This is a genomic window from Massilia sp. 01N410 (genome assembly GCF_056399665.1).
On sequence record NZ_JBFTRV010000010.1, the window covers coordinates 153,957 to 180,697 of the forward strand.

A 26,741-nucleotide genomic window follows, 5' to 3' on the forward strand; every position below is an offset into this window, starting at 1 on the left:
TCGCTCCCGCGCAGGCGGATTATTTCAGGCCGGCGATATAGTCGGCGACGGCTTTCATTTCCTCGTCCGACATGCGCTTGGCCAGCGTGCCCATCTGCGGGCTGTTGTTGCGGGCGCCGCTCTTGAAGGCCTGCAGCTGGGTGAAGGTGTAGTCCTGGTGCTGGCCGGCCAGGCGCGGATACTGGGCCGGGATGCCCGAACCGGTGGCGCCGTGGCAGCTGGCGCAGGCGGCCACGCCGCGGTCGGCGATGCCGCCGCGATAGATCTTGCGGCCCAGTTCGACGGTGTCCTTGTTTTTCGCCGCGCCCGGCTTGACCTGCTGGGTCGACAGCCAGGCGGCGATATTGGACTTCTCGTCGTCGCTCAGCATCTTGGCGTAGGTGGTCATCACCGGCTGCTGGCGGTTCGGGGTGGTGAAGTCGACCAGCTGCTTGTGGATGTAGGCCGCCGGCTGGGCGGCCAGCTTGGGATTGGCGACGATGGTGGAGTTGCCGCCCGCGCCATGGCAGGAAGCGCAGGCCGGCAGGCCGCGTGCGTTGTCGCCGGAGTCGTACAGGGAGCCGCCCTTCGCGGGGTCAAGCTTCGGAGCGGAGCCATGCGCCGCATCGGCGGCGGAGGCGCTGCCGGCAACCACCAGGGTCGCGAGCAGCAAGGACTTTACGATTGCCGCGCCGGCGGCCGGGAGAAACACACGATTCATTCAAGCACCCTGAAAAAATTAAGACAATAATTCTTGCGTACAGTGCAGCGGCCATGCTCGTGTCCTGCCATCGAAGAGCGTTCGCGTTCTTAGCGCCGACGACAGGTAACTCCCTATTGTACAATAGCTTTGTTTCCGAACCGCCTCTTTTGTTGTCTTTTTCGCTTCAACAAGCGCCCCCACCCATGTCCAAACTCTGGCAAGCCCGCTTCTTCACGACCGTCAACCAGTTGCGCGACCTGCCGCGCACCCAGGTGCCGGAAATCGCCTTCGCCGGACGCTCCAACGCGGGCAAGTCGACGGCGATCAATATCCTGACCAACCAGAAGGGGCTCGCCTTCGCCTCCAAGACGCCGGGACGCACCCAGCACATCAACTTCTTCTCGATCGGCGGCGCCCACGTGGCCATGCACCGCAAGGACGCGACCAATGTCGACGAGATCCGCGCCCTGCTGGTCGACCTGCCCGGCTATGGCTATGCGGAAGTGTCGGGCGACGCCAAGCTGCACTGGCAAAGGCTGCTGGGCGACTACGTGCAGCGCCGCGAGCAGCTGGCGGCCCTGGTCCTGATCATGGATTCGCGCCGCCCGTTCACCGAGCTCGACATCCAGATGCTGGAATGGTTCGCCCCGACCGGCAAGCCGATCCACTGCATCCTGACCAAGGTGGACAAGCTGAACCGCAACGAGTCGACGAATGCGCTGCGCCAGGCGCAACAGGTGCTCGACAGCTACGTCGACGAGGAAGGCAATGGCTTCCCGTTCACGGTGCAGCTGTTCTCGGCCCTCAAGCGCGTGGGCATCGACGAAGCGAACGACAAGATCATCGAACTGCTGGGCCTGGACGACGACGGTACCGAAGAAGACGAGGCCCCGCAGGACGCTCCGCTCTGAACCTTTCAAGGAAAAGACATGCCGATCATTACCCCTTCCCAGTACCCCGCCGTGCGCATGCGCCGCATGCGCCGCGACCCGTTCTCGCGCGCCCTGATGCGCGAGAACACCGTCACCGCGTCCGACCTGATCTACCCGGTGTTCATCATCGACGGCCATAACCAGCGCCAGCATGTTGCCTCGATGCCCGGCGTGGAACGCGTGTCGGTCGATCTGCTGATGAAGGTCGCGGAAGAGTGCGTGAGCCTGGGAATCCCGGTACTGGCCCTGTTCCCGATGGTCGACGCCTCGCTGAAGACCTATGACGGCGTCGAAGCGACCAATCCGGAAGGCCTGGTGCCGCGCGCGGTCCGTGAGCTCAAGCGCAACTTCCCGCAGTTGGGCATCATGACCGACGTCGCCCTCGACCCCTATACCACCCATGGCCAGGACGGCCTGCCGGACGAGAACGGCTACATCGTCAACGAGAAGACCATCGCCATGCTGACCCGCCAGGCGATGGCCCAGGCCGAGGCCGGCGTCGACATCATCGCCCCCTCGGACATGATGGACGGCCGCATCGGCGCGATCCGCATGGCGCTGGAAGAAAGGGAATTCATCCACACCCGCATCATGGCCTACTCGGCCAAGTATGCCTCCGGCTACTACGGCCCCTTCCGCGACGCGGTCGGATCAAGCGCCAACCTGGGCAAGGCCGACAAGAACACCTACCAGATGGACCCGGCCAACAGCGACGAAGCCCTGCGCGAAGTGGCGCTGGACATCGCCGAAGGCGCCGACATGGTCATGGTCAAGCCCGGCATGCCCTACCTGGACGTGGTGCGCCGCGTGAAGGACGAGTTCAAGGTGCCGACCTTCGCCTACCAGGTCAGCGGCGAATACGCGATGCTGCAGGCGGCTTTCCAGAACGGCTGGCTGGATCCGGACAAGATCATCCTGGAGACCATGATGTCCTTCAAGCGCGCTGGCGCCGATGGCGTGCTGACCTATTTCGCGCTGGATGTGGCGCGTCGTTTGAAGGCGATGGCTTGATTGTTTAAATAAATTGAACAATGAAAAAACCGCGCCGAGGCGCGGTTTTTTGTTGCCGGATGCCGATCACTTTGGTGGCTTGTAATCCGGGAACATTTCCTTGAACAGGAAGTCCATCAGCTCCTTCGTATCCTGAGGCCGCGCCGACAAGGTCACCACCTTGTTCAGACGATGCGAATCCCACTCGAAGTCACCGGTCTTTTCCTTGCGGATCAGCTCGATCATCTTCTTGACGATGGCGGTCTCGATGTCCGGATCGCTGCCGCGCTCCACCGACACCGCGGTCAGCCAGCGCCGTTTGAAGTTCGGGTTCCAGCCGCGGAATTTCAGGTCGGCGTGGCTGAAGCTCTTGTTGGTGACGCTGAACACGCCGCCGGTCTCATTCGGATCCTGGCCGCCGCGGCCGTTGATGGCGGCGACGTTGGCGAGGGCGTTGCGCATGCCGCGCTGGGCGTCGCTTTCCTCGGCCGGCTGCTCGCTGCGGGCGCCGCGTGCCTGGCGGCGTTTCTCGATATAGGCCGCCATGTCGGTCTCGTCCGGCTGCAGCTTGGTCTCTTCCTTCGGCTGCGGCTTGGGTTGCTCGACCGGCTTTTCGTTCGGCAAGGTGATCGTGTCGGGCAGGCGCTGGACCTGGGTCACGCGCGGCCTCGGCTTCGACGGCGCCGGCTTCGCGCTCTGTTTCGATTCCTGCTGCGGGGTTTTCGGCGCCGGCTTGCTCGGCTTCTCGGGCGGCAGCCAGACGATCGCTTCCTCCCCTTTCGGCGGCGCCGCGTGCTGGTCGCGCTGGGGATGGAACAGCCAGATCGCCACCAGCAGCAGGTGCAGGCCGATCGTGACGATCAGGCCGGTGCGATTGAGGCGGCGCTCCCCATACGTCGCTACCTTTCGTCCAGGCAAGGGCTGGCCGCAATGTGCGCACACATCGCTCTCGTCCGATGGAGTATGGGAATGGTCACGCAAGATAGCTGTACAACTTTCCGGGAAGTAGCAAAGAATGATCCGAGGGCCGCAGTCTACCCTGTTTCGGGCGGCCCGCGCACGTTTGTTGGACCTTCGCTAACAGCTTACAAGCTGGTCGGATTAATGGATGTTACAGAGTGTATCAGCGGCGCGACAGAGCGTTGGTCACCGGGGGTGACCAACGCAATCGTTTCGATCAGGCGGCCTTGGTCAGGACGACCTTCGGCGCCTCATGGTGAGGCGACTCCAGCTCGGCCAGGTGGTCATCGGTCATCGGACCCTTGCCGCTGTACTTGTCGAGATAGAGATAGATCACCGGGGTGATGTAGAGCGTGATCACCTGCGAGAAGATCAGGCCGCCGCACACCACCAGGCCCAGCGGCTGGCGCAGCTCGGCGCCGGCCCCCAGGCCGAGGGCGATCGGCAGCGCGCCCATCAACGCGGCCAGGGTCGTCATCATGATCGGACGGAAGCGCAGGATGCAGGCCTCGCGGATCGCCCGCTGCGGCGTCATTCCCTGGTTGCGCTGGGCGTCCAGGGCGAAGTCGATCATCATGATCGCGTTCTTCTTCACGATACCGATCAGCATCAGGATGCCGATCATGGCGATCATCGTCAGGTCCAGGTTAAACAGGCGCAACGTGATCAGCGCACCGACGGCCGCCGAGGGCAGGCCGGCCAGGATCGTGATCGGGTGGATGAAGCTCTCGTACAGCACGCCCAGCAGCACGTAGATCACGCCCACCGCCGCGATGATCAGGATCAGCTGACTCGACTGGGAATCCTGGAAAACCGCGGCATCCCCGCCATATTTCGTGATGACCGAGGCCGGCATCTTCATCTCGCGGCCCATCTGGTCGATCGCCGCTGTGGCGTCGCCCAACGGGGCGTCCGGCGCCAGGTTGAAGGACAGCGTGATCGCCTGCAACTGGCCCTGGTGGTTGACGGCGATCGGGCCGACCGTGCGCTTGACGGTGGCCAGGCTGGACAGCTGGACCAGCTGGCCGTTCTTGCTGCGCACCGACAGGCGCGACAGCGCGTCTTCGAACTGGCGGTCTTCGTTGGCCGTTTCCAGGATCACGTAGTAGCTGGCCGCGGTCGAGTAGATGGTCGACACCTGGCGTTCGCCGAAGGCGGCGTACAGCGCGGTGCGCACGTCGCCCAGCTGCACGCCCAGCAGGTTGGCCTTGTCGCGGTCGATGTCGAGAGTCGCCTGCAGGCCCTTCTCCTGGGTGTCGCTGGTGACGTCGCGGAACAGCGGGTTGTTGCGCATGCGTTCCTGGAACTCGTTGGCCCAGTGGCCGATGTCGCCGCCCGACACGCTCTGCAGCGTGTACTGGTAGCGGCTCTTGCTCTGGCGGCCGCCCAGCTGCAGGTTCTGCACCGGCGACATGTAGACGTTGATGCCGGCGACCTTGCGGGTCGCCTTGCGCAGGCGCTCCATGATCTGCGGCATCTTGTCGCGCTGGTCGCGCGGCTTGAGCACCACGAACATGCGGCCGTTGTTGCCGCCGCCCGAGAACGAGGTCGTGTCCTGCACCGCCGGATCGGCCTGGATGATGGCCGCGATCTGGGTCTGCAGCGCCACCATGGCGGTCGACGAGATGTCTTCGGAGGCTTCGGTGGACACGCGCAGCTGGCCGATGTCTTCTTCGGGGAAGAAGCCTTTCGGGATGGTCGTGTACAGCACCACGGTCAGGGCGAAGGTGCCGAAGGCGATCAGCAGCACCACGAAGCGGAAGCGCAGCGCCAGGTCGAGGGTCTTCTCGTAGCCGTTCCGGACCTTGGTGAAGGCGCGCTCGAAATGGCGGCCGATGAAGCTCTTCTCTTCGCTGTGGTCATGGCCCGCATTTGCCTCATGAGCGGGCAGCAATCGCGAGGACAGCATCGGCACCAGGGTCAGCGAGACGACCGCCGACACCAGGATCGACAGGCCGACGATCACCGCGAATTCGTGGAACAGCAGGCCGATCACGCCCGGCATGAAGAAGATCGGGATGAACACCGCCACCAGCGATACCGAGATCGAGATGATGGTGAAGCCCATCTCGCGCGATCCTTCGAGCGCCGCGCGCAGCGGCTTCTTGCCCATCTCGATGTGGCGCACGATGTTCTCCAGCACCACGATGGCGTCGTCGACCACCAGGCCCACCGCCAGCGTGATGCCGAGCAGCGAGATGTTGTCGAGACTGTAGCCGAGCGCGTACAGCAGGCTCAGGGCGCCCAGCAGCGAGATCGGCATCGTGATCGCCGGGATGAAGGTGGCCGACAGGCGATGCAGGAACAGGAAGATCACCAGCACCACCAGGCCGACCGTCAGCGCCAGCGTGAAGTTGACGTCGTGGATCGCCTCGCGGATCGAGACCGAGCGGTCGTTGACCAGGTTGATCTTGATCGAGGCCGGCAGCTGCGACTGGAAGCGCGGCAGCAGCTTGCGCACGTGGTCGACCACGGCGACGGTGTTGGCGTCCGGCTGGCGCTGCACCAGCAGCACGATCGCGCGCTCGCCGTTGTAGGCGCCGTAGGCCTTGGTCGACTGGTAGCTGTCCTCGACGGTGGCGACGTCCTTCAGGCGCACCGGCTGGCCGTCGCGGGTGGCGACGATCAGCTCGGCGAAGTCGGCCGCCTTCATCATCTGCGGCGGGCCCTGGATGGTCAGGGTCTGCTGCGGACCGTCCAGGATACCGAGGGCGGCGTTCGAGTTGGCCGTGCGCAGCGAAGCCGCCAGCTCGTCCATCGTCAGGTTACGCGCGTTCATCAGGTCGGTCTTGGCGCGCACGCGCACGGCAAACTTCTTGCCGCCGTTGACCTGCACCTGGGCCACGCCCGGCAGGGTCGAGATCGCCGGCGACACCAGGTTCTCGGCGTAGTCGTTCAGCTCCGACAGGTTCATCGACGGCGAGGTCATGGTCATGAACAGCACCGGCGCGTCGGCCGGATTGACCTTGCGGTAGGACGGCAGGTCCGTCATCTCCTGCGGCAACTGGCGCTGGGCGCCCAGCAGCGCGGCCTGGACGTCGACCGCCGCCTTGTTGACGTCGATCGAGGAATCGAATTCCAGCGTCAGAGAGGTATTGCCCTGGGTGCTGGTCGAGGTGATCAGGTTGATGCCGGCGATGGTCGAGAACTGCTTCTCGAGCGGCAGCGCGACCGACGACGCCATGATCTCCGGGCTGGCGCCCGACAGGTTGGCGTTGACGTTGATGACCGGGGTGTTATAGCTGGGCAGCGCCGCGACCGGGATGTGCGTGTAGGCCAGCACGCCGACCAGGATCAGGCTGATCGACAGCAGCACGACCATGACCGGCCGGCGGATACATAGTTCGGAGAGGTTCATGCGGCCCCGCCCTTGCTGCCCGCGCCGGCGCCCTTGCCTTCGCCCGCGCCGTTACCCTTGCCTTCGCCCTTGCCCATTTCGGAAGCCAGGCGCACCTTGCCGCCCGGGCGCACGTTCTGCTTGCCCTCGGTGATGACCTGCTCGTTGCCGCTCAGGCCGCTGACGGCGGCATCGATGCCGGCGCCGTACAGGCGCTGCACCGGCACCTGGCGCGCCGAGTGATCCTTCTCCAGCACGTACACGAAAGTGCCCTGGGCATTGGTGATGATGGCGCTCTGCGGCACCACCACGGCATCCTTGATGGTCTGCACCGTCACCTTGGTGTTCACGTACTGGCCCGGCCACAGGGTGGTGTCGCGGTTCGCGAACTCGGCCTTCACCTTGATGGTGCCGGCGGTCGGGTCGACGGTGTTGTCGATGAAGCTCAGGGTGCCGGTGACCGGCTCCAGGCCGGCGCCGGGGATGGCCTGCACCTCGATCTTGCCGCGCTTCTGCGCCGCCAGCAGGGACGGCAGGCTGGCTTCCGGCAGCGTGAAGGCGATCGTGATCGGATCGAGCTGGGTGATGGTGGTGAGCGAGGTGGACGGCTGCACCAGGCTGCCCGGATAGACGCCGATGCCGCCGACGCGGCCGGACATCGGCGCGCGGATCGCGGTGTAGCTGGTGGAGACGCCGGCCGCGCGCGCGGCCGCGATGTCCGACTGCAGGGTCGCGCGCGCCTGGTCGACCTGGGCCTTCAGGGTGTCGACCGCGCTCTGGGCGATGAATTTCTGGGCGAACAGGTCCTGGCTGCGCTTGTACTGGCGCTCGAGGTCGGCCAGTTGGGCGCGGTCGCGTTCGACCTGGGCCTGGGCCTTGTCCTGGTTGGCGCGGTCGGCGCGGTCGTCGAGCGAGAACAGCAGCTCGCCGGCCTTCACGAACTGGCCTTCCTTGATGTGGACCTGGCGGATGGTCGCGGTGGTCTGCGGATGCAGGTCGACGGTGCGGATCGGGGTGACGGTGCCGCTGGCCTGCTGGACCACCGGCACGTCGCGGCGCTGCAGCGCCACCACGTTGACGACCGCGGGCGGCTGGCCGCCCTTTCCCTTGGCGCCGCCGCCGGCGCCGCCATTGGCGCCGTCCTTCTCCTGGCTGCAAGCACTGACGCCGGCGCCCGCGATGATGACGGCGGCGGCGATGAGTCCGAGGTGATTCCTTTTCATTCCACTCCCTATGCCGCCAGTGCCGGCGGCTTCATTTTTATGATTATCGATGAGGATGAGATACACGCAGTCGACACGTGGTCCCCGCGGCGATTTTCGCACATCGGGATGACCGCGTCGTTACTTCCCTGGGTAGTACTCCGGCAGCATGAGCGTCACTTCGAGCCCGCCTTCCGGGTGGTTGGCCAGCACGATGCTGCCGCCATGCTGTTCGGCGATGTTGCGCGCAATCGTCAGTCCCAGGCCGGTGCCGCCCGACTCGCGCGAACGCGAGCCCTCGACCCGGTAGAAGGGATCGAACACGCGCGCCAGCTCGGCGCCCGGAATGCCGGGCCCGCCGTCGCGGATGCGGATCCGCGCCGCGCCGTTGATGCGGTCCACCGACACCTTGGCCGAGTGGCCGTACTTGACCGCGTTGTCGATCAGATTGACCAGGCAGCGGCGCAGGTCCATCGGACGGCCCAGCAGCGCCATGTTGGCGGTGCCGCTCAGGGTCACGCGCTGGCTGGCGTCGGCGGCGTCGGCGCATACCGAATCGAGCAGCGAATCGAGGTCCATCATCTGCATGGTCTCGGTGGTGTCCATGCTGCGCGCCAGGTCCAGGCCTTCCTTCACCATCGCCTGCATCGCCGACAGGTCGCCGATCAGGCGCTGCTGCAGCTCTTCCTCGCTGACCTTCTCCAGCCGCAGGCGCATGCGCGTGAGCGGGGTTTGCAGGTCGTGGGTGATCGCGGCCAGCATCTGGGTGCGCTGGAAGATGTACTGGCGGATCCGCGCCTGCATCGCGTTGAAGGCGGCGCTGGCCTGGCGGATCTCGTCGGCGCCGGTCAGGTCCAGCGGCGGGTGGTTGATGTCGTTACCGAGGTCTTTCGCGGCCTGGGCCAGCTGCTTGAGCGGACGCGTGGTCATGCGCGCCACCAGGTAGGCCAGGAAGGCGATGCTGACCAGGAACAGCGAAATCGTGCCGCGGTAGTCGGTGCGCTCCGGCGAGGTGGCCGAGCGCGGCGGCAGCACCGACAGGATCAGCGGAGTGCCGTCGCGCAGATTGACCATGATGCTCTCGCAGGTGCCGCGCCACTTCATGCGCAGCAGGCCGAACACCACCGGCTGCTCGCGCGCGCGCGCGCAGGACTCCGGCCGCACCGCCAGCGACTGCAGGCGGTAGGGCTTGTTGCCGGGGGATTTGTTCATGCGCGCGTCGAGGTCTGCGACGAACTCGCTCGGCGTCGGGGTCAGCGCCGGCGGGTTCGGGCCGACCGCCTCCAGGCGCATGCCGGGGCGGTTCGCCACCTGCAGGTAGGCGCTGCGCGCGGACTCGGGGACGATCTCGGTGGCCACGATCAGCTGTTCGGCGCGGTCGAGCGAATGCAGGTCGCGGAACTCGTCGAGCACGCGCTGGCGCTCCGCATCGGCCAGCAGCTGGGTCAGCGCGGCGGTCAGCAGGATCCCCAGCAGCAGGGTGATGAACACACGGCCCGTCATCGAGCCGAAGAATGCCTTCACGCGCCGGGCTCCACGCTCACCTGGCCGGCGAGCACATAGCCGCCGTTACGGACTGTCTTGATAATCTGGGGCATGCGTGCGTCCTCGCCCAGCTTCTGGCGCAGGCGGCTGATCTGGATGTCGATCGAGCGGTCGAAAGGATCGGCGTCGCGGCCCTGGGTCAGGTTCAGCAGCTGGTCGCGGTTCAGCACGCGGTTCGGATGTTCGAGGAATACGCGCAGCAGGCGGAACTCCGCGCCCGACAGCATGATGACCACGCCCTGCGGGTTGACCAGGTGGCGCGCGGTCAGGTCCAGGGTCCAGCCCGAGAACTTCATCTGCTGCACGTTCTCGGCCTGGGAATTGGGCGGCATCGCGTGGCTGCGGCGCAGCACGCTGCGGATGCGGGCCAGCAGTTCGCGCGGCTCGAAGGGCTTCGGCAGGTAGTCGTCGGCGCCCATCTCGAGGCCGAGGATACGGTCCAGCGGCTCGTTGCGGGCGGTGAGCATGATGACCGGCAGGGTCGAGGTGGCGCGCAGCTTGCGGCACAGGGTCAGGCCGTCGTCGCCCGGCAGGTTCAGGTCGAGCACGATCAGGTCGGGACGCGACTCATCCAGCGTCTTCCACATTGCCGTGCCGTCGGCGGCAGCCAGCGCGCGGTAGCCGTTCGCTTCCAGGTAATCGGCCAGCAGCGAGCGGATGTCACGGTCGTCGTCGACGATCAGAATGGTAGATGGAGTATCCATGACATCATTATCGCGACTTAGCGTACCCCTGAACAGCGACTTTGTATCGGCATGTATATGGATGGCACAGGGAAACAAATTGATACAAAGGGCGAGACAGCGGACACGCTGCGCTTACATCTTTCACCGATGATGACATCACCGTGCAAGGAGATGTTCTCCGAAGTTCCCGGAAGTTATCCGAAGTCGGATGCACGCCGCCGTGGCAGCCGCCACATTCAACGCACTAGTGGATAAGGAAAAAAGAGATGAACACCTTACGCAAAACCCTCCTCACCGGACTGGCCGCCCTGTCGCTGGGCGGCGCAATGATTGGCGCCCAGGCGCAAACCCAAGCGCCCGACGCGCACCCGAAAGCGCAGCTGAGCAAGGAAGCGCACCAGGCCAAGCGCGCCGAGTTCGCGGCCAAGCGCGAGCAGATGCGCGCCGAGCGCATCGCCAAGCTGCACGACGAGCTCAAGATCACGCCGGCCCAGGAAAACGCCTGGAACAGCTTCGTCGCCTCGATGAAGCCGGCCCAGCGCCCCGGGCAGCATGACCGCGCCGCCTGGGCCGGTCTGACGGCGCCGCAGCGCGCCCAGAAGATGATCGAACTGCAGAAGCAGCGCACCGCCTTCATGGAGCAGCGCCTGGGCGCCCTGAACAGCTTCTATTCGGTACTGTCGCCGGACCAGAAGAAGGTCTTCGACGAGAAGGCGGCGCAGATGCAGTCGCGCTTCGGCCGCCATGGCGGCCACGGCGGCTGGCAGCACCGCGGCGGCGAGACCGCGCGCGGCTGACCGGTCCGCACCATGAACAAGGAGCGCCGCGGCGCTCCTTTTTTTACTGCAGCCGGTCCAGCGAGGCCAGGAATTTGGCGCTGTCCTGGTAGCCGATCACCCGCCCATCGGGAATCTCCTTCCCTGCCCGGTCGAACAGGATGATGCCCGGCGGCCCGAACAGGCCGAAACGCTTCAGCATCGCGCGGTCGGCCGCATCGTTGGCGGTCACGTCCACCTGCAGCAGTACGGTGTTCGCCAGGCGCGACTTGACCTTGGGGGCGATGAAGGTCAGCTTTTCCATCTCCTTGCAGGACACGCACCAGTCGGCGTAGAAGTCGAGCATGGCGGTCTTGCCGTTGGTGGCGGCCAGCGCGGCGTCGAGCTGCTCGACGGTCTTGATGCGGGTAAAGGCCAGACCCTCGGCCGGGGCGCCTCCGGCGAAGCGCGACAGCGGCGCGAGCGGATCGCGCGCGCCGCTGGCCAGGCCCACCAGCTGGGTCGCGCCGAGCACGGCCAGCGCCGCGCCGAAGGCCATGCCGGCCCAGTGGCGCGGCTTGCCGGCGGCGCGCAGGAGGTAGAAGCCGTAACCCAGCAGCAGCGCGGCCCACAGCAGCATCTGCAGCAGGCCAGGCAGCACCGGCGCCACCATCCACAGGGCCATCGCCAGCATCAGCACACCGAAGAAGCGCTTGACCGACTCCATCCACAAACCGGCACGCGGCAACAGCGAGCCGGCCGAGACGCCGACCAGCAGCAGCGGGATGCTCATGCCGACGGCCATCGCGAACAGCGCGGCGCCGCCGATCAGCACGTCGCGGGTCTGGCTGATGTAGACCAGGGCCCCGGCCAGCGGGGCGGCCACGCAGGGGCCGACGATCAGGGCCGAGATTGCGCCCATCACGAACACCCCGGCCAGCTTGCCGGAAGCCTGGCGCCCGGAGGCGTCGGCGAGGCGGGTCTGCAGCGCGGCCGGCACCTGCAGCTGGAACACACCGAACATCGACAGCGACATCGCCGCGATCAAGAGGGCAAAAGCACCCAGTACCCAGGGATTCTGCAAGGCCGCGGCAAGGCCTTCGCCGAGCAGGCCGGCGGCCACGCCCAGCAGGGTGTAGACGATCGCCATCCCCATCGAATACGAAAGCGACAGCACGAAGCCGCGCCCGCGCCCGCTCTGCTGGCCTTCGCCGACGATGATCGAGGACAGGATCGGCACCATCGGCAGCACGCAGGGCGTGAACGCCAGGCCGAGGCCGAGCAGGATGAAGGCGGGGATGATGGCGAGCAGGCGGCCGCCCTGCAGCAGGGCGGCGATGCCGGAGAGCTCGGACGGCGCGGACCTGGCGGCCGGCGCGGCGGCCGCCGTCGCCGGTGCGGCCGCAGGCGCGGCACCGCTCGCCGGCGCCGGTTCGATCGTGGATGAGCCGACGGCTGCGGGCCGGGATGCCGCCGGCGGCGCCGACTGGCCCGGCAGCGTGAAGCCGCTTGCGCCTTCGGCGGCCGGCGCCGAACCGAGCGGACCGGCGGCTTGCTGGCCGGCAGGCAGGCTCATCTGCGGTTGCGCCTGCCCTGCCCCGCCGCCGGCGGCCACCAGGCGGATGCTGGCGTCCTGCGGCGGATAGCACAGGCCCTTGTCGGCGCAGCCCTGGCCGGTGGCGGTCAGGGTGAACGGACCTTCTCCCTGCACCGGAATGCGGATCGCCACGCTGTGGTGGTAGGTCTCGACGTCCTTGTTGAAGGTTTCGTCGAACTTGACCTTGCCCGGCGGGACCTGCGGCTCGCCCAGTCTGGCGCCGGCGGCCGTGAACTTGAAGCGCTCGCGGTACATGTAGTAGCCGTCGGCGATCGCATAGCTGACCTCGGCCGTGTGCGGATCGACCATGCGAGCCGAGAACTTGAAGGCCTGTTCGGGCGGCAGGAAGTCGTCGTCCGCGTACGCGGGCGCGAGCAGGAAGGTGCAGGCGATCAGGGAAAGCAGGAATCGGAGCATGGGCACAGGGATTGGTTTAGCCAGCAGCATGGTACACCGGGTGTGCCGGCGATGCACGGGCGAAAAAAAACCAGGCACGAGGCCTGGTTTTTTCAAACGCTGACTGACGATTACTCGGCGGTCGGTGCGTTTTCGTCGACGCCGACTTCCGGACGGTCGGTCAGCTCGACGTAGGCCATCGGTGCATTGTCGCCAACGCGGAAGCCCATCTTCAGGATACGGGTGTAGCCGCCGTTGCGGTTCGCGAAGCGCGGGCCGATGTCGGCGAACAGCTTCTGAACGATTTCACGGTCGCGCAGGCGGGCGAATGCCAGACGCTTGTTTGCCAGGGTGTCTTTCTTGCCCAGGGTGATGATCGGCTCGACGACTTTGCGCAGTTCCTTGGCTTTCGGAACGGTGGTCTTGATCGCTTCGTGACGCAGCAGCGAAACGGTCATGTTGCGCAGCATGGCCAGGCGGTGGGACGAAGTACGGTTCAGCTTACGGAGGCCGTGACGGTGACGCATGGTAAATCCTTTCGAGTTTTATATTCCAGTTCTTCGATCGTTCAGGCAAATTGCAGGAACGCGGACCGGTTCAAAGTTTGAATAAAACGCCCGCGCCGAATTGCGCGGGCGGGTACTGCAAATTACTTTTCCAGACCTGCCGGCGGCCAGTTTTCCAGCTTCATGCCCAGGGTCAGGCCACGGGATGCCAGGACTTCCTTGATCTCGTTCAGCGACTTGCGGCCCAGGTTCGGGGTCTTCAGCAGTTCGTTTTCCGAACGCTGGATCAGGTCGCCGATGTAGTAGATGTTCTCGGCCTTCAGGCAGTTTGCCGAACGGACGGTCAGTTCCAGGTCGTCCACCGGACGCAGCAGGATCGGATCGACCAGCGGAGCGCGCGACGGGGCTTCCGCAGCGGCTTCGGTGCCTTCCAGGGCGGCGAACACATTCAGTTGGTCGACCAGCACGCGTGCCGACTGGCGGATCGCTTCTTCCGGGGTGATGACGCCGTTGGTCTCGATGTTGATGATCAGCTTGTCCAGGTCGGTACGCTGTTCGACACGAGCCGATTCCACGGCGTAGGACACGCGACGGACCGGCGAGAACGACGCGTCCAGGATGATGCGGCCGATGGTCTTGTTGGTGTCTTCCGACAGGCGGCGCACGTTACCCGGCACATAGCCGCGGCCTTTCTCGACCTTGATCTGCATGTCCAGCTTGCCGCCGGCGGTCAGGTGAGCGATCACGTGTTCCGGGTTGATCAGTTCGACGTCGTGCGGCAGGTCGATGTCCGATGCCAGGACGGGGCCTTCGCCTTCCTTCTTCAGGGTCAGCGTCACGGAGTCGCGGTTGTGGACCTTGAACACGACACCCTTCAGGTTCAGCAGCAGGTCGACCACGTCTTCCTGCACGCCATCCAGCGACGAGTACTCGTGCACGACGCCGGCGATCGTCACTTCGGTCGGCGCGTAGCCGATCATCGACGACAGCAGCACGCGGCGCAGCGCGTTGCCCAGCGTATGGCCATAACCACGTTCGAACGGCTCCATCACGACTTTGGCGTGACCGGCACCGAGCGCTTCGACATCGATGATACGTGGCTTCAACAGACTATTTTGCATGAAAGGTCCTTTATCAATACCCTCGGCTCGTTACACCGATAAGGCTGATGGCATCAGTAGAAACGCCCGCTGCGATGGCGGGCGGGTACAGCGAATTCTGTGTTTGACGGGACGGCGCCCGTCGTTCCCGCGGAGGCGGGAACCCAAGTTCGGGCTAACACTGCACAGCCAAACCTGGGTCCCCGCCGTCGCGGGGATGACAAATCGGCCGGCGCGCCGCCCGATTTGTCAATTAACGCGAGTACAGTTCGACGATCAGTGCTTCGTTGACGTCGGCAGCGATCTCGTTACGCTCCGGGAAGGAGCGGAAGGTGCCTTCCATCTTCTTCGAATCGACCGACACCCAGCTCGGCATGCCGACTTGTTCAGCCAGCGACAGCGCTTCGACGATACGGGTCTGCTTCTTGGCCTTTTCGCGGACAGCAACGACGTCGCCGGTCTTGACCTGGAACGAAGCGATGTTCACGACCTGGCCGTTCACGGTGAAGGCTTTGTGGCTGACCAGCTGGCGCGCTTCGGCGCGGGTCGAGCCGAAGCCCATGCGGTAAGCGACGTTGTCGAGACGGGCTTCCAGCAGCTTCAGCAGGGTTTCGCCGGTGTTGCCCTTGCGGCGCGACGCTTCGGCGAAGTAACGGCGGAACTGGCGCTCCAGGATGCCGTACATGCGCTTGACCTTCTGCTTTTCACGCAGCTGGTTGCCGTAGTCCGAGGTACGCTGGCCCGACTTGACGCCGTGCTGGCCCGGCTTGACGTCCAGTTTGCACTTGGAGTCGAGCGAGCGGCGTGCGCTCTTCAGGAACAGGTCGGTGCCTTCACGGCGCGACAGTTTTGCTTTTGGTCCGATATAACGTGCCACGTTAAACTTCCTTTGTTTGAATGATCACGCCCCGGATGCGATACGAATGAATGCGAACGCAACAGGCGCTAGTCCAGTTCTGCATGAGACTGGACGTGGCTTACAAAAACCCTGCATCGAGACGACGCAAGGCGACAATAGCCGGGCAGTATAACCCATTTCTGGATTCACTGCTCCGGCGATTCTTTGACGACGATCTCGTCGCGTATCAACAACAGGCGGGCGAACCCGCCAGTCGGATTAGATACGACGGCGCTTCGGCGGACGGCAGCCGTTGTGCGGCACCGGCGTCACGTCCTGGATCTCGGTGATCTTGATACCCAGGTTGTTCAGCGCGCGCACAGCCGATTCACGGCCCGGGCCCGGGCCCTTGATGCGCACTTCCAGGTTCTTCACGCCGTATTCCTGAGCGACCTTGCCGGCTGCTTCAGCTGCGACCTGAGCCGCGAACGGGGTCGATTTACGCGAACCCTTGAAGCCAGCACCGCCGGAAGTTGCCCACGACAGAGCATTGCCCTGACGATCGGTGATCGTGATGATGGTGTTGTTGAACGACGCGTGGACGTGTGCGATGCCTTCGGCGACGTTCTTCTTGACCTTCTTGCGGATGCGTGCTGCTGCCGCGCTGCTTTGTTGCTTAGCCATTGTCGGTTCCTAGATTATTTCTTCAGCGATTGAGCGGCCTTGCGCGGGCCCTTGCGGGTACGTGCATTGGTACGGGTACGCTGACCGCGGACCGGCAGGCCCTTACGGTGACGCATGCCGCGGTAGCAGCCCAGGTCCATCAGACGCTTGATGTTCATGGACAGTTCGCGGCGCAGATCGCCTTCGACCACGAACTTGCCAACCTGCTCACGCAGCTTTTCCAGTTCGTTGTCGTCCAGGTCCTTGACCTTCTTGTTGGTAGCAACGCCGGTCGCTGCGCAGATCTGCTGCGAACGGGTACGGCCAATGCCGTAGATCGCCGTCAGGCCGATGACGGTGTGCTGATGATTGGGGACGTTGACCCCTGCAATACGTGCCATTCGTTATTCCTCGTATTAACCTTGACGCTGCTTGTGACGCGGCTCGACGCAGATCACGCGGACCACGCCTTTACGCTTGATGATCTTGCAGTTGCGGCAGATCCGCTTGACTGAAGCGTTAACTTTCATTTTTGCACTCTCTTATCAATTCGAAATCAGTTTTTACTTGGTGCGGAACACGATGCGGGCCCGGGACAAGTCGTAAGGGGTCAATTCTACCGTTACCTTGTCGCCAGGTAAAATGCGAATGTAGTTCATCCGCATCTTGCCCGAGATATGTCCTAACACCACGTGCCCGTTTTCCAGCTTTACGCGAAAGGTCGCGTTCGGGAGATTCTCGAGAATCTCCCCTTGCATTTGGATGACGTCGTCTTTTGCCATTCGGTCTATTCCACTTCTGGGTATCACGCCGCTTAACGCGACGGGATCCCGCCCTTGAAATTCGCCTTGCGCAGCAGCGATTCGTATTGCTGCGACATGACGTAGTTCTGCACTTGTGCCATGAAGTCCATGGTCACCACCACTACGATCAGCAGTGAGGTGCCGCCGAAATACACTGGAACTTTCCAGTACGACGTCATGAACTCCGGCAGCAGGCACACCAGGGTGATGTAGACCGCACCGGCGAGGGTCAGGCGCATCAGGATCTTGTCGATGTAGCGCGCAGTTTGCTCGCCCGGACGGATGCCCGGAACGAATGCACCGCTCTTCTTCAAGTTGTCCGCCGTTTCCTTGCTGTTGAATACCAGCGCCGTATAGAAGAAGCAGAAGAACACGATCGCCACCGCATACAGCAACGCATGGATCGGTTCGCCCGGGCTCAGCGAGGCAGCCAGGTCCTTCAGGAACCCGACGAACGGGCTCGAGGAGTCCTTGCCACGCGTGAGCCAGTCGACGATCGTGGCCGGGAACAGGATGATCGACGAAGCGAAGATCGGCGGAATCACACCGGCCATGTTCAGCTTCAGCGGCAGGTGGCTGGTTTGGCCACCGTAGATCTTGTTACCGACCTGGCGTTTCGCGTAATTCACCAGGATCTTGCGCTGGCCGCGTTCCACGAACACGACTGCGTAGGTCACCAGGGCCACCAGGATCACGATGAAGATTGCGGAAATGCTGCTGATCGAACCTTGCGACACCAGGGTGAACAGATTACCCAGTGCGCTCGGCAGACCGGCCGCGATACCGGCAAAAATGATGATCGAGATACCGTTGCCAAGACCACGTTCCGTGATCTGCTCACCCAGCCACATGAGGAACATGGTGCCGGTCAGCAGGGTCACGACGGTCACGAAGCGGAAGCCCATGCCCGGATCGAGCACGAGGCCTTGCTGGGACTCCAGCCAGACCGCGATGCCGAACGCCTGGAACAACGCCAGTGCAACCGTGAAGTAACGGGTGTACTGGGTGATCTTGCGGCGGCCGGCTTCGCCCTCCTTCTTCAGCGCCTCCAACTGCGGCGAGACGATCGATGCCAGCTGCATGATGATCGAAGCCGAAATGTAAGGCGTGATACCGAGAGCGAACACGGCAAAGCGGGACAGCGCGCCGCCCGAGAACATGTTGAACATGCCCAGGATGCCGCGCTCGTTCTGCTTGAACAGGTTGGCCATAGCGGCGGGATCAATCCCGGGGACCGGGATGTGAGCGCCGATACGGTACACGACCAATGCCCCAAGCAGGAACCACAACCGGCCCCAGGGGAAACCGGATGCGGCACTTTTACCAAGTTGTGAATTAGTCGCCAATTTTTGCTCCGATCAGGCAGCGGCCGCGTTTAGGCGACCGAACCGCCAGCTGCTTCGATCGCTGCCTTCGCGCCAGCGGTGGCTTTGATGCCTTTCAGGTTCACCGCTTTGGTGATTTCACCCGACAGGATCACGCGCACATCGCGAGCGACGACCGGCAGCACACCGGCTTGCTTCAGCACCAGGATGTCGACATCGCCGACGGCCAGGTTGTTCAGGTCCGACAGACGGACTTCAGCCTTGAACGTAGCGTTCAGGGACTTGAAGCCGCGCTTCGGCAGACGACGCTGCAGAGGCATCTGGCCGCCTTCGAAACCGACTTTGTGGAAGCCGCCCGAACGCGATTTCTGACCTTTGTGACCACGGCCGGCAGTCTTGCCCAGGCCCGAGCCGATACCGCGACCGACGCGACGCTTAGCGTGCTTGGCGCCGTCAGCAGGTTGAATGGTATTGAGTTGCATTGTTTTCTCCGTTAACCAAGCCGCGGCTTAGTCGACAATTTTCACGAGGTAGTTGACCTTGTTGATCATGCCGCGGATCGCCGGGGTGTCCTGCAGCTCGGAAACCGAGTTGACACGACGCAGACCCAGACCGCGCACGGTGGCGCGGTGATCCTGACGGGTACCGATCAGGCCTTTGACCAGCTTGACTTTGATGGTGTTTGCCATGGTAATTCCCCTTAACCCAGGATCTCTTCGACCGACTTGCCGCGCTTGGCAGCGATGTCAGCCGGAGTGCTCATCTTCGCCAGACCGTCGAGGGTTGCGCGAACCAGGTTGTACGGGTTCGACGAACCGGTCGACTTGGCGACCACGTCGGTCACGCCCATCACCTCGAAGATTGCGCGCATTGCGCCACCGGCGATCACGCCGGTACCCGGCTTGGCCGGAGCCATCAGGACGCGCGAGGCGCCGTGACGACCGGTAACGGTGTGCTGCAGGGTACCGTTCTTCAGGGGCACCTTGATCAGGTTGCGGCGGGCTTCTTCCATTGCCTTCTGCACGCCGACCGGAACTTCCTTCGACTTGCCTTTACCCATGCCGATGCGGCCATCGCCGTCACCGACAACGGTCAGCGCTGCAAAACCCATGATACGACCACCCTTGACCACTTTGGTCACACGGTTGATCGCGATCATTTTCTCGCGCATGCCATCATCCGGCTTGTCGCTTGCCATTTTCGCTTGCATTTTTGCCATGACGATTCTTCCTTAGAACTTCAGACCGGCTTCACGCGCGGCTTCTGCCAGCGCCTTCACACGGCCGTGGTAACGGAAACCCGAACGGTCGAATGCGACTTCGGTGATCCCTGCTTTCAGTGCTTTCTCTGCGACGCGCTTGCCAACCAGTGCGGCTGCAGCAGCGTTGCCGCCGGCACCCGACTTGCCGCCCAGCTCGGCGCGCACTTCTGCTTCCAGCGTCGAAGCCGAAACCAGGACTTTCGCATCCGGGCTGATCAGGTTCGCATAGATGTGCAGGTTGGTGCGGTGCACCGACAGGCGGTTCACGCCCAGCTGCGCGATCTTGATGCGGGTTTGGCGTCCGCGACGCAGACGCGATTCTTTCTTGTCCATCGTCAGCTCCGATTATTTCTTCTTGGTTTCTTTAAGCTTCACCACTTCGTCCGCATAGCGGACACCCTTGCCCTTGTAAGGCTCAGGCGAGCGGTAAGCGCGCACTTCTGCGGCAACCTGGCCGACCTTTTGACGATCGATACCCTTGATCAGGATTTCGGTCGGGGTCGGGGTGGTTGCGGTGACGCCTTCCGGCATCGCGTGCAGAACCGGGTGCGAGAAACCCAGCGACAGGTTCAGGGCGTTGCCCTGCACTGCTGCCTTGTAACCCACGCCAACCAGGGTCAGCTTGCGCTCGAAGCCCTTGGTCACGCCGGTCACCATGTTGTTGACCAGAGCACGCAGGGTGCCCGACATTGCGTTCGATTCGCGGGAATCGTCGACGACGTCGAACGACAGCGAGCCGTTGTTGTTTTCCACTTTGACCAGGCCGTTCAGCGGCTGGGTCAGGGTGCCCAGCGGGCCCTTGACAGTGATCGACGACGCGTTGATCGCGACATCGGTACCGGCCGGGACGGCGATTGGCATCTTAGCTACTCGAGACATCGTCTACTCCTTAAGCCACGTAGCAAAGCACTTCGCCACCGACACCGGTTGCACGTGCTTTACGGTCGGTCATCACACCCTTCGGGGTCGAGACGATTGCGACGCCCAGGCCGTTCATGACCTGAGGGATCTCGTCTTTGCCCTTGTAGATGCGCAGGCCAGGACGGGACACGCGCTCGATGCGCTCGATAACCGGACGGCCAACATAATATTTCAAACCGATGTTCAGTTCCGACTTGCCACCTTCGGTGGACACGGCGAAATCTTCGATGTAACCCTCGTCCTTCAGGACGTTGGCGATCGCAACTTTCACTTTCGACGACGGCATCGACACGTTGGTCTTTTGCACGCCTTGTGCGTTGCGGATGCGGGTCAGCATATCGGCGATAGGATCGCTCATACTCATTGCATATTCTCCTATTACCAGCTAGCTTTGGTCATACCCGGGATTTCGCCTTTCATGGCGAATTCGCGGAGTTTGGTACGGGCCAGACCGAATTTACGGAAAGTGCCACGCGGACGGCCGGTCATGGCGCAGCGGTTACGCTGGCGGGTCGGGGCCGAGTTACGCGGCAGGGCCTGCAGTTTCAGGCGTGCTTCGTAACGCTCTTCTTCGGTCTTCGACTGGTCGTCGATGATTGCTTTCAGAGCGGCACGCTTTGCGGCGAATTTCTCCACCAGGTCTGCACGCTTCTGTTCGCGGTTGATCAGTGCAAGTTTTGCCATGCTCTTAGTTCCTGAACGGGAATTTGAAGGCGGCGAGCAGCGCTTTGGCTTCTTCGTCGGTCTTAGCGGTGGTGGTGATCGAGATGTTCATGCCACGCAGCGCATCGATCTTGTCGTAATCGATTTCCGGGAAGATGATCTGCTCTTTTACGCCGATGTTGTAGTTACCACGGCCGTCGAAGGACTTGCCGCTCACGCCGCGGAAGTCACGCACGCGCGGCAGGGCCACGGTGATGAAACGGTCCAGGAATTCGTACATGCGGGCGCCGCGCAGGGTCACCATCGTACCGATCGGGTAGCCTTCGCGGATCTTGAAACCTGCGATTGCCTTGCGAGCCTTGGTCACGACCGGCTTCTGGCCGGCGATCTTGGTCAGGTCGCCAGTTGCGTGCTCGATGATCTTCTTGTCGGCGACAGCTTCCGACAGACCCATGTTCAGGGTGATCTTGGTCAGGCGAGGCACTTCCATCACCGACTTGTAGCCGAATTTCTCGGTCAGTTCGGAGACGACTTTGTCTTTATACACTTGTTGCAGACGGGCCATTTCTTATTACCCCTTCACTACTTCGCCGTTCGACTTGAAGACGCGGACTTTTTTGCCATCCACTTCTTTGAAGCCAACGCGATCAGCCTTGCCGGACGCTGCATTGAACAGCGCGACATTCGACACGTGAATCGGCATGGTCTTGTCGACGATACCACCAGTTACGCCGGTCATCGGGTTCGGCTTGACGGCCTTCTTGGCCACGTTCACGCCTTCAACGATGACGTGCTCAGCATCTACACGCTGCTGAACGACACCGCGCTTGCCTTTGTCCTTACCGGCCAGAACGATGACTTCGTCGTTTTTACGAATCTTATCCATTACGACTCCCTTACAGAACTTCAGGTGCCAGGGACACGATCTTCATGAACTTTTCGGTACGCAGTTCGCGCGTCACCGGTCCGAAGATACGGGTGCCGATCGGCTCCAGCTTGGCGTTCAGCAGGACGGCAGCGTTGCCGTCGAACTTCACCAGGGAGCCGTCCTGACGGCGCACGCCCTTGGCGGTACGCACGACCACGGCATTGTAGATTTCACCTTTCTTGACGCGGCCGCGCGGAGCAGCCTGCTTCACGGTGACCTTGATCACGTCGCCAATGCTGGCGTAACGGCGCTTGGAGCCGCCCAATACCTTGATGCACAGAACTTCTTTTGCACCGGTATTGTCGGCCACTTCGAGCCGGCTTTCGGTTTGAATCATGATATTTTCTTTCCCAACTTAAGCCGTAGAAAATCCCACGGAAATCCGTGGGCCTGCGGTCAGTCTTGGTCCCGCCGCACCGCCCCTGCTGGAGCAATACGTTTGGGTGATTGGACTTTCCAATACTTCATTGCAGGCCGCAGACATCGCGGGGACAACTGCGGCAACACATGAACGAAGCCCGCTAGTATCCCAGATACCAGCGGGCCACGCAAGACAAATTTTCAGGCCTTACAGAACCTGTGCGACCTGTACAACTTTGGTCAGGGTCCAAGCTTTCGTCTTCGAGATCGGGCGACCTTCCTGGATCTCGACCGTGTCGCCGGTCTTGGCCTGGTTGGTCTCGTCGTGCGCGTGATACTTGTTCGAGCGCACGATGATCTTGCCGTACAGCGGGTGCTTGACGTGACGCTCGACCAGCACGGTTACCGTCTTGTCCATCTTGTCGGACACGACCTTGCCGACCAGCGTACGCTTCAGCGCCGTTTTAGTGGTGTCGTTCATTTGGCTTCCTTCTGGGTCATCACGGTTTTGACGCGGGCGATATCGCGGCGCACCTTCTTGAGCTGAGCGGTGTTGGTCAGCTGCTGCGTTGCGAGTTGCATGCGCAGGCCGAACTGTGCCTTCAGCAGCTCATTCAGCTCTTGCTGCAGAGCTGCCTGGTCTTTGCCGCGGAGTTCCGTTGCTTTCATTCTTAACTCCTGTTATTGGCCGACTTGGCGCACCACGAAAGTGGTTGCCAGCGGCAGTTTGGCAGCGGCCAGGCGGAATGCTTCGCGCGCCAGTTCTTCTGCGACGCCGTCCATCTCATACAGGACCTTGCCCGGCTGGATTTCAGCGACGTAGTACTCCGGGTTACCCTTACCGTTACCCATACGGACTTCGGCCGGCTTGTTCGAGATCGGCTTGTCCGGGAAGATACGGATCCAGATACGGCCGCCACGCTTGATGTGACGGGTCATGGCACGACGTGCCGCTTCGATCTGGCGAGCCGTGATACGGCCGCGGGCAACGGCCTTCAGGCCGAACTCACCGAACGACACAGCGGTGCCGCGGGTGTGCGAAATGCCGGTGTTACGGCCTTTCTGCTCTTTACGATACTTTCTGCGGGATGGCTGCAGCATGCTTATTCTCCTGCTTTCTCAGCAGCCGGCTTGGCAGCGCGGCGGCCTGCTGGTGCGGTACCTGGCTTGGCGCCCGGGCGGCCACGGCCAGCCGGTTTGCCGTCGTCACGACGCGGACCGCGCGGCTTTTTCTCGTCGGCCGGCACGTCGATCACCGGAGCTTCGCCCGTTGCCGAACGATCGCCCTTGTAGACCCAGACCTTGACACCGATGATGCCGTAGGTGGTCGAGGCTTCGCTGGTGCCGTAGTCGATATCGGCGCGCAGGGTGTGCAGGGGCACACGGCCTTCGCGGTACCATTCGGTACGTGCGATCTCGATGCCGTTCAGACGACCCGACGACATGATCTTGATGCCGACGGCGCCCAGACGCATTGCGTTCTGCATTGCGCGCTTCATGGCGCGGCGGAACATGATGCGCTTTTCGAGCTGCTGGGCGATCGAATCGGCGATCAGCTGCGAGTCGATTTCCGGCTTGCGGATCTCTTCGATATTGACGTGCACCGGCACGCCCATGATCTTGGTCAGCGACGACTTCAGAACTTCGATGTCTTCGCCTTTCTTACCGATGACCACGCCCGGACGCGACGAGTAGATCGTGAAACGGGCGTTCTTGGCCGGACGCTCGATGACGATGCGGCCGACGGAAGCGTTCTTCAGCTTCTTCTTCAGGAAAGCGCGAGCTTCCAGGTCTTCCTTCAGCATATCGGCGAAGTTGCCGTTGCCTGCGTACCAGCGCGACGCCCAGTTACGGGTGACCGCCAGGCGGAAGCCGGTTGGGTGGATTTTCTGACCCATCGTATGCTCCTTAGTTACCGACAGTCACGTAGACGTGACAGGATTGTTTCGAAATGCGATCACCGCGGCCTTTGGCGCGAGCCGTAAAGCGCTTCAGGATCGGACCCTTTTCGACGTAGATCTGAACGACCTTCAGTTCGTCGATGTCGGCACCATCGTTGTGCTCGGCGTTGGCGATTGCCGACTCCAGCACTTTCTTGATGATGGTCGCGCCTTTTTTCGGGCTGAACTGCAGGATGTTCAGCGCAGCGTCGACCTTCTTGCCGCGGATCAGGTCCGCAACCAGGCGGCCCTTCTGCTCGGACAGGCGAACGCCTTTGAGGATTGCTTTAGTTTCCATTATCGTTTCGCCTTCTTGTCAGCAGCGTGGCCCTTGAACGTACGGGTCAGCGCGAATTCGCCGAGCTTGTGGCCGACCATGTTCTCCGACACGTACACCGGCACGTGCACCTTGCCGTTGTGCACGGCAATGGTCAGACCGATGAAGTCCGGAGTGATCGTCGAGCGGCGCGACCAGGTTTTGACTGGCTTCTTGTCTTTGGCGGCTTGCGCAGCTTCGACTTTCTTCACCAGGTGGGCGTCGATGAACGGCCCTTTTTTCAATGAACGAGTCATGTTTTATCCCTTATTTCTTGCCGCGGCGCGAGACGATCATCGACGAAGTGCGCTTGTTCGAACGCGTCTTCTTGCCCTTGGTCTGCTGGCCCCATGGCGACACCGGATGACGACCGGCAGCCGTACGACCTTCACCACCACCGTGCGGGTGGTCGATCGGGTTCATGACGACACCGCGGACGGTCGGGCGGACACCGCGCCAACGCATCGCACCGGCTTTACCGATCTTGCGCAGGCTGTGCTCGGCGTTGCCGACTTCACCCACGGTGGCGCGGCACTCGATGTGCACGCGGCGCACTTCACCCGAGCGCAGGCGAACCTGAGCGTAGGTGCCTTCACGAGCCATCAGCACGACAGCGGCGCCGGCGGTGCGGGCCATCTGTGCGCCTTTACCCGGCAGCATTTCGACGCAGTGCATCACGGTACCAACCGGGATGTTGCGGATCGGCAGGCAGTTACCGGCCTTGATCGGGGCTTCCGCGCCGTTCATCAGCGTGTCGCCGACAGCAACGCCCTTCGGGGCGATGATGTAGGCACGTGCGCCGTCGGCGTAGCACAGCAGGGCGATGTGGGCGGTACGGTTCGGGTCGTATTCGATACGCTCGACCTTGGCCGGGATGCCATCCTTGCTGTTGCGCTTGAAGTCCACGACACGGTAGTGGTGCTTGTGACCACCGCCGATGTGACGGGTCGTGATGTGACCGTTGTTGTTACGGCCAGCGGTCTTCGATTTCTTCTCAACCAGGGCTGCGAACGGACGACCTTTGTACAGGTCGCTGTTCACAACCTTCACCATGCCGCGGCGGCCTGGGGAGGTTGGCTTCATCTTAACGAGTGCCATTATTTAGCCTCCTCGACAAAATTGATTTCCTGACCCGGCTTCAGGGCCACGAAAGCACGCTTGGTGTGGTTGCGGCGACCGATGAAACGACCCGAGCGCTTCTGCTTGCCTTCGCGGTTCACGGTCTGCACCGATTCCACTTCGACTTTGAACAGCAGCTCGACGGCGGCCTTGATTTCCGGCTTGGTTGCGTCCGGCAGAACCTTGAACACGATCTGTTCGTTCTTTTCAGCGACGAAGGTCGCCTTTTCGGAAATGACCGGAGCCAGCAGCACCTTCATCAGGCGCTCTTCGCTGAATTTGATTGCGGCGCTCATGCGTACATCTCCTCGATCTTGGCCAGAGCAGCTTTGGTGACCAGGACTTTCTTGTAGAACACCAGCGACATCGGGTCAGCGTGCTTCGGCTCGACAACCAGCACGTTCGGCAGGTTGCGCGATGCCAGCAGCAGGTTTTCGTCGATGGTGTCGGTGATCACCAGGACCGATTCCAGGCCCATGCCCTGCAGCTTTTGCGACAGCAGCTTGGTCTTCGGAGCTTCGATGGTCAGGTTCTCGACGACGTTCAGACGCTCTTCGCGGGCCAGCTGCGACAGGATCGAGCACATACCGGCGCGATACATCTTCTTGTTGACCTTGTGCGAGAAGTTCTCGTCCGGCGAGTTCGGGAAGATACGACCACCACCACGCCACAGCGGCGAGGACGACATACCGGCACGAGCGCGGCCCGTACCTTTTTGACGCCACGGCTTCTTGGTGGTGTGGCTGACTTCTTCACGATCCTTCTGCTTGCGGTTGCCCGAGCGCGCGTTGGCGGCGTAGGCGACCACGATCTGGTGGATCAGTGCTTCGTTGTAATCGCGACCGAAGACTTCGTCGGTGGCGCTCACGTTCGAGCCGGCTTGGCCTTGCTCATTCAGGAGCTTCAGTTCCATCGT

At 62.7% G+C, this 26,741-nt stretch carries 37 protein-coding genes; 3 read left to right on the forward strand and 34 right to left on the reverse strand.

Translation table 11 applies throughout. The features are described 5' to 3' along the window. Window positions 1-19: 19 nt before the first annotated feature. Entirely contained in the window at window positions 20-700 is a 681-nt protein-coding gene (locus AC1DOP_RS15440) for a c-type cytochrome (protein ID WP_441934858.1), read from the reverse strand. Window positions 701-885: 185 nt separating this feature from the next. Here AC1DOP_RS15440 and yihA point away from each other — a divergent pair, with 185 nt between their 5' ends. After that, window positions 886-1,593 (forward strand): ribosome biogenesis GTP-binding protein YihA/YsxC, encoded by a 708-nt coding sequence (gene yihA, locus AC1DOP_RS15445; RefSeq protein ID WP_441934857.1) that lies wholly within the window; start codon window positions 886-888, stop codon window positions 1,591-1,593. A gap of 18 nt (window positions 1,594-1,611) precedes the next feature. After that, a complete protein-coding gene (gene hemB / locus AC1DOP_RS15450) occupies window positions 1,612-2,625 on the forward strand; it encodes a porphobilinogen synthase (RefSeq protein WP_477252099.1) in 1,014 nt (337 codons plus the stop codon). Between the two features lie 66 nt (window positions 2,626-2,691). Here the strand turns inward: hemB and AC1DOP_RS15455 are convergent, their stop codons facing one another. From AC1DOP_RS15455 to AC1DOP_RS15475, 5 genes are all read right to left on the reverse strand, one after another. Next, window positions 2,692-3,522, reverse strand: a complete 831-nt coding sequence (locus AC1DOP_RS15455; RefSeq protein WP_477252101.1) for a hypothetical protein — start codon at window positions 3,520-3,522, stop codon at window positions 2,692-2,694. Between the two features lie 259 nt (window positions 3,523-3,781). Then, window positions 3,782-6,922 carry an efflux RND transporter permease subunit gene (locus AC1DOP_RS15460; protein WP_477252103.1) on the reverse strand — a complete coding sequence of 1,047 codons (3,141 nt, stop codon included), beginning with the start codon at window positions 6,920-6,922 and terminating at the stop codon, window positions 3,782-3,784. Next, window positions 6,919-8,124: an efflux RND transporter periplasmic adaptor subunit gene (locus AC1DOP_RS15465; RefSeq protein ID WP_441934853.1), complete on the reverse strand. Its 1,206-nt coding sequence runs from the start codon at window positions 8,122-8,124 to the stop codon at window positions 6,919-6,921. Before AC1DOP_RS15465 ends, AC1DOP_RS15460 begins: the two co-directional genes overlap by 4 nt. Before the next feature lie 120 nt (window positions 8,125-8,244). Further along, a complete protein-coding gene (locus AC1DOP_RS15470; protein WP_441934852.1) occupies window positions 8,245-9,627 on the reverse strand; it encodes an ATP-binding protein in 1,383 nt (460 codons plus the stop codon). Next, window positions 9,624-10,352, reverse strand: a complete 729-nt coding sequence (locus AC1DOP_RS15475; RefSeq protein WP_441934851.1) for a response regulator — start codon at window positions 10,350-10,352, stop codon at window positions 9,624-9,626. The genes AC1DOP_RS15470 and AC1DOP_RS15475 overlap by 4 nt, the downstream gene beginning before the upstream one ends. Before the next feature lie 248 nt (window positions 10,353-10,600). Between AC1DOP_RS15475 and AC1DOP_RS15480 the strand changes: the two genes are divergently transcribed. After that, window positions 10,601-11,131: a Spy/CpxP family protein refolding chaperone gene (locus AC1DOP_RS15480; RefSeq protein ID WP_441934850.1), complete on the forward strand. Its 531-nt coding sequence runs from the start codon at window positions 10,601-10,603 to the stop codon at window positions 11,129-11,131. A gap of 43 nt (window positions 11,132-11,174) precedes the next feature. Here AC1DOP_RS15480 and dsbD read toward each other — a convergent pair whose 3' ends face one another. The 28 genes from dsbD to rplD form a co-directional block, all read right to left on the reverse strand. After that, window positions 11,175-13,103, reverse strand: coding sequence for a protein-disulfide reductase DsbD (gene dsbD / locus AC1DOP_RS15485; RefSeq protein ID WP_477252107.1), 1,929 nt, complete (start codon window positions 13,101-13,103; stop codon window positions 11,175-11,177). A 110-nt stretch (window positions 13,104-13,213) separates the two neighbouring features. After that, complete coding sequence (rplQ, locus tag AC1DOP_RS15490) at window positions 13,214-13,609, reverse strand: 50S ribosomal protein L17 (RefSeq protein WP_047826107.1); 396 nt, start codon at window positions 13,607-13,609, stop codon at window positions 13,214-13,216. Between the two features lie 122 nt (window positions 13,610-13,731). Next, on the reverse strand, window positions 13,732-14,709 hold the full coding sequence (locus AC1DOP_RS15495) for a DNA-directed RNA polymerase subunit alpha (RefSeq protein WP_296953178.1): 978 nt from the start codon (window positions 14,707-14,709) through the stop codon (window positions 13,732-13,734). Window positions 14,710-14,941: 232 nt separating this feature from the next. Continuing rightward, complete coding sequence (gene rpsD / locus AC1DOP_RS15500) at window positions 14,942-15,565, reverse strand: 30S ribosomal protein S4 (protein WP_442124859.1); 624 nt, start codon at window positions 15,563-15,565, stop codon at window positions 14,942-14,944. Window positions 15,566-15,805: 240 nt separating this feature from the next. Next, a complete protein-coding gene (gene rpsK, locus AC1DOP_RS15505) occupies window positions 15,806-16,210 on the reverse strand; it encodes a 30S ribosomal protein S11 (protein WP_036172227.1) in 405 nt (134 codons plus the stop codon). 14 nt (window positions 16,211-16,224) lie between these two features. Further along, a complete protein-coding gene (gene rpsM / locus AC1DOP_RS15510; protein ID WP_047826109.1) occupies window positions 16,225-16,590 on the reverse strand; it encodes a 30S ribosomal protein S13 in 366 nt (121 codons plus the stop codon). 15 nt (window positions 16,591-16,605) lie between these two features. Beyond that, window positions 16,606-16,719, reverse strand: coding sequence for a 50S ribosomal protein L36 (rpmJ, locus tag AC1DOP_RS15515; protein WP_005663407.1), 114 nt, complete (start codon window positions 16,717-16,719; stop codon window positions 16,606-16,608). A gap of 33 nt (window positions 16,720-16,752) precedes the next feature. After that, window positions 16,753-16,971: a translation initiation factor IF-1 gene (gene infA, locus AC1DOP_RS15520; protein WP_005663428.1), complete on the reverse strand. Its 219-nt coding sequence runs from the start codon at window positions 16,969-16,971 to the stop codon at window positions 16,753-16,755. Between the two features lie 32 nt (window positions 16,972-17,003). Beyond that, window positions 17,004-18,338 carry a preprotein translocase subunit SecY gene (gene secY, locus AC1DOP_RS15525; protein ID WP_442124860.1) on the reverse strand — a complete coding sequence of 445 codons (1,335 nt, stop codon included), beginning with the start codon at window positions 18,336-18,338 and terminating at the stop codon, window positions 17,004-17,006. Between the two features lie 29 nt (window positions 18,339-18,367). Further along, window positions 18,368-18,799, reverse strand: a complete 432-nt coding sequence (gene rplO, locus AC1DOP_RS15530; RefSeq protein ID WP_296953170.1) for a 50S ribosomal protein L15 — start codon at window positions 18,797-18,799, stop codon at window positions 18,368-18,370. Between the two features lie 27 nt (window positions 18,800-18,826). Beyond that, window positions 18,827-19,006, reverse strand: a complete 180-nt coding sequence (rpmD, locus tag AC1DOP_RS15535) for a 50S ribosomal protein L30 (RefSeq protein ID WP_036240361.1) — start codon at window positions 19,004-19,006, stop codon at window positions 18,827-18,829. A gap of 11 nt (window positions 19,007-19,017) precedes the next feature. Next, a complete protein-coding gene (gene rpsE, locus AC1DOP_RS15540; RefSeq protein WP_047826112.1) occupies window positions 19,018-19,536 on the reverse strand; it encodes a 30S ribosomal protein S5 in 519 nt (172 codons plus the stop codon). Window positions 19,537-19,548: 12 nt separating this feature from the next. Then, window positions 19,549-19,911: a 50S ribosomal protein L18 gene (gene rplR / locus AC1DOP_RS15545; protein ID WP_036240357.1), complete on the reverse strand. Its 363-nt coding sequence runs from the start codon at window positions 19,909-19,911 to the stop codon at window positions 19,549-19,551. A 12-nt stretch (window positions 19,912-19,923) separates the two neighbouring features. Beyond that, complete coding sequence (gene rplF / locus AC1DOP_RS15550) at window positions 19,924-20,457, reverse strand: 50S ribosomal protein L6 (RefSeq protein WP_442124861.1); 534 nt, start codon at window positions 20,455-20,457, stop codon at window positions 19,924-19,926. A gap of 10 nt (window positions 20,458-20,467) precedes the next feature. Next, the gene (gene rpsH / locus AC1DOP_RS15555; RefSeq protein WP_230023611.1) at window positions 20,468-20,863 is read right to left on the reverse strand and encodes a 30S ribosomal protein S8; all 396 of its coding nucleotides are present in this window, start codon (window positions 20,861-20,863) and stop codon (window positions 20,468-20,470) included. A gap of 14 nt (window positions 20,864-20,877) precedes the next feature. Beyond that, window positions 20,878-21,183, reverse strand: coding sequence for a 30S ribosomal protein S14 (gene rpsN, locus AC1DOP_RS15560; RefSeq protein WP_036240351.1), 306 nt, complete (start codon window positions 21,181-21,183; stop codon window positions 20,878-20,880). 4 nt (window positions 21,184-21,187) lie between these two features. Next, a complete protein-coding gene (gene rplE / locus AC1DOP_RS15565) occupies window positions 21,188-21,727 on the reverse strand; it encodes a 50S ribosomal protein L5 (RefSeq protein ID WP_442124862.1) in 540 nt (179 codons plus the stop codon). 6 nt (window positions 21,728-21,733) lie between these two features. Then, window positions 21,734-22,048 carry a 50S ribosomal protein L24 gene (gene rplX, locus AC1DOP_RS15570; RefSeq protein ID WP_047826118.1) on the reverse strand — a complete coding sequence of 105 codons (315 nt, stop codon included), beginning with the start codon at window positions 22,046-22,048 and terminating at the stop codon, window positions 21,734-21,736. 10 nt (window positions 22,049-22,058) lie between these two features. Then, a complete protein-coding gene (rplN, locus tag AC1DOP_RS15575; RefSeq protein ID WP_036172202.1) occupies window positions 22,059-22,427 on the reverse strand; it encodes a 50S ribosomal protein L14 in 369 nt (122 codons plus the stop codon). 231 nt (window positions 22,428-22,658) lie between these two features. Further along, the gene (rpsQ, locus tag AC1DOP_RS15580) at window positions 22,659-22,931 is read right to left on the reverse strand and encodes a 30S ribosomal protein S17 (RefSeq protein ID WP_047826119.1); all 273 of its coding nucleotides are present in this window, start codon (window positions 22,929-22,931) and stop codon (window positions 22,659-22,661) included. Further along, entirely contained in the window at window positions 22,928-23,119 is a 192-nt protein-coding gene (rpmC, locus tag AC1DOP_RS15585; RefSeq protein ID WP_442124863.1) for a 50S ribosomal protein L29, read from the reverse strand. Before rpmC ends, rpsQ begins: the two co-directional genes overlap by 4 nt. Window positions 23,120-23,131: 12 nt before the next feature. Then, complete coding sequence (gene rplP, locus AC1DOP_RS15590; RefSeq protein WP_005663456.1) at window positions 23,132-23,551, reverse strand: 50S ribosomal protein L16; 420 nt, start codon at window positions 23,549-23,551, stop codon at window positions 23,132-23,134. A gap of 2 nt (window positions 23,552-23,553) precedes the next feature. Then, complete coding sequence (gene rpsC / locus AC1DOP_RS15595; protein ID WP_379771848.1) at window positions 23,554-24,348, reverse strand: 30S ribosomal protein S3; 795 nt, start codon at window positions 24,346-24,348, stop codon at window positions 23,554-23,556. Window positions 24,349-24,358: 10 nt separating this feature from the next. Beyond that, window positions 24,359-24,691, reverse strand: coding sequence for a 50S ribosomal protein L22 (gene rplV, locus AC1DOP_RS15600; RefSeq protein WP_170976705.1), 333 nt, complete (start codon window positions 24,689-24,691; stop codon window positions 24,359-24,361). After that, window positions 24,688-24,963, reverse strand: a complete 276-nt coding sequence (rpsS, locus tag AC1DOP_RS15605; RefSeq protein WP_047826122.1) for a 30S ribosomal protein S19 — start codon at window positions 24,961-24,963, stop codon at window positions 24,688-24,690. Before rpsS ends, rplV begins: the two co-directional genes overlap by 4 nt. 10 nt (window positions 24,964-24,973) lie before the next feature. After that, window positions 24,974-25,804: a 50S ribosomal protein L2 gene (gene rplB, locus AC1DOP_RS15610; RefSeq protein WP_442124864.1), complete on the reverse strand. Its 831-nt coding sequence runs from the start codon at window positions 25,802-25,804 to the stop codon at window positions 24,974-24,976. After that, window positions 25,804-26,121, reverse strand: coding sequence for a 50S ribosomal protein L23 (gene rplW / locus AC1DOP_RS15615; protein ID WP_442124865.1), 318 nt, complete (start codon window positions 26,119-26,121; stop codon window positions 25,804-25,806). The genes rplB and rplW overlap by 1 nt, the downstream gene beginning before the upstream one ends. Further along, window positions 26,118-26,738, reverse strand: coding sequence for a 50S ribosomal protein L4 (gene rplD, locus AC1DOP_RS15620; protein ID WP_290414987.1), 621 nt, complete (start codon window positions 26,736-26,738; stop codon window positions 26,118-26,120). Before rplD ends, rplW begins: the two co-directional genes overlap by 4 nt. Window positions 26,739-26,741 lie beyond the last annotated feature (3 nt).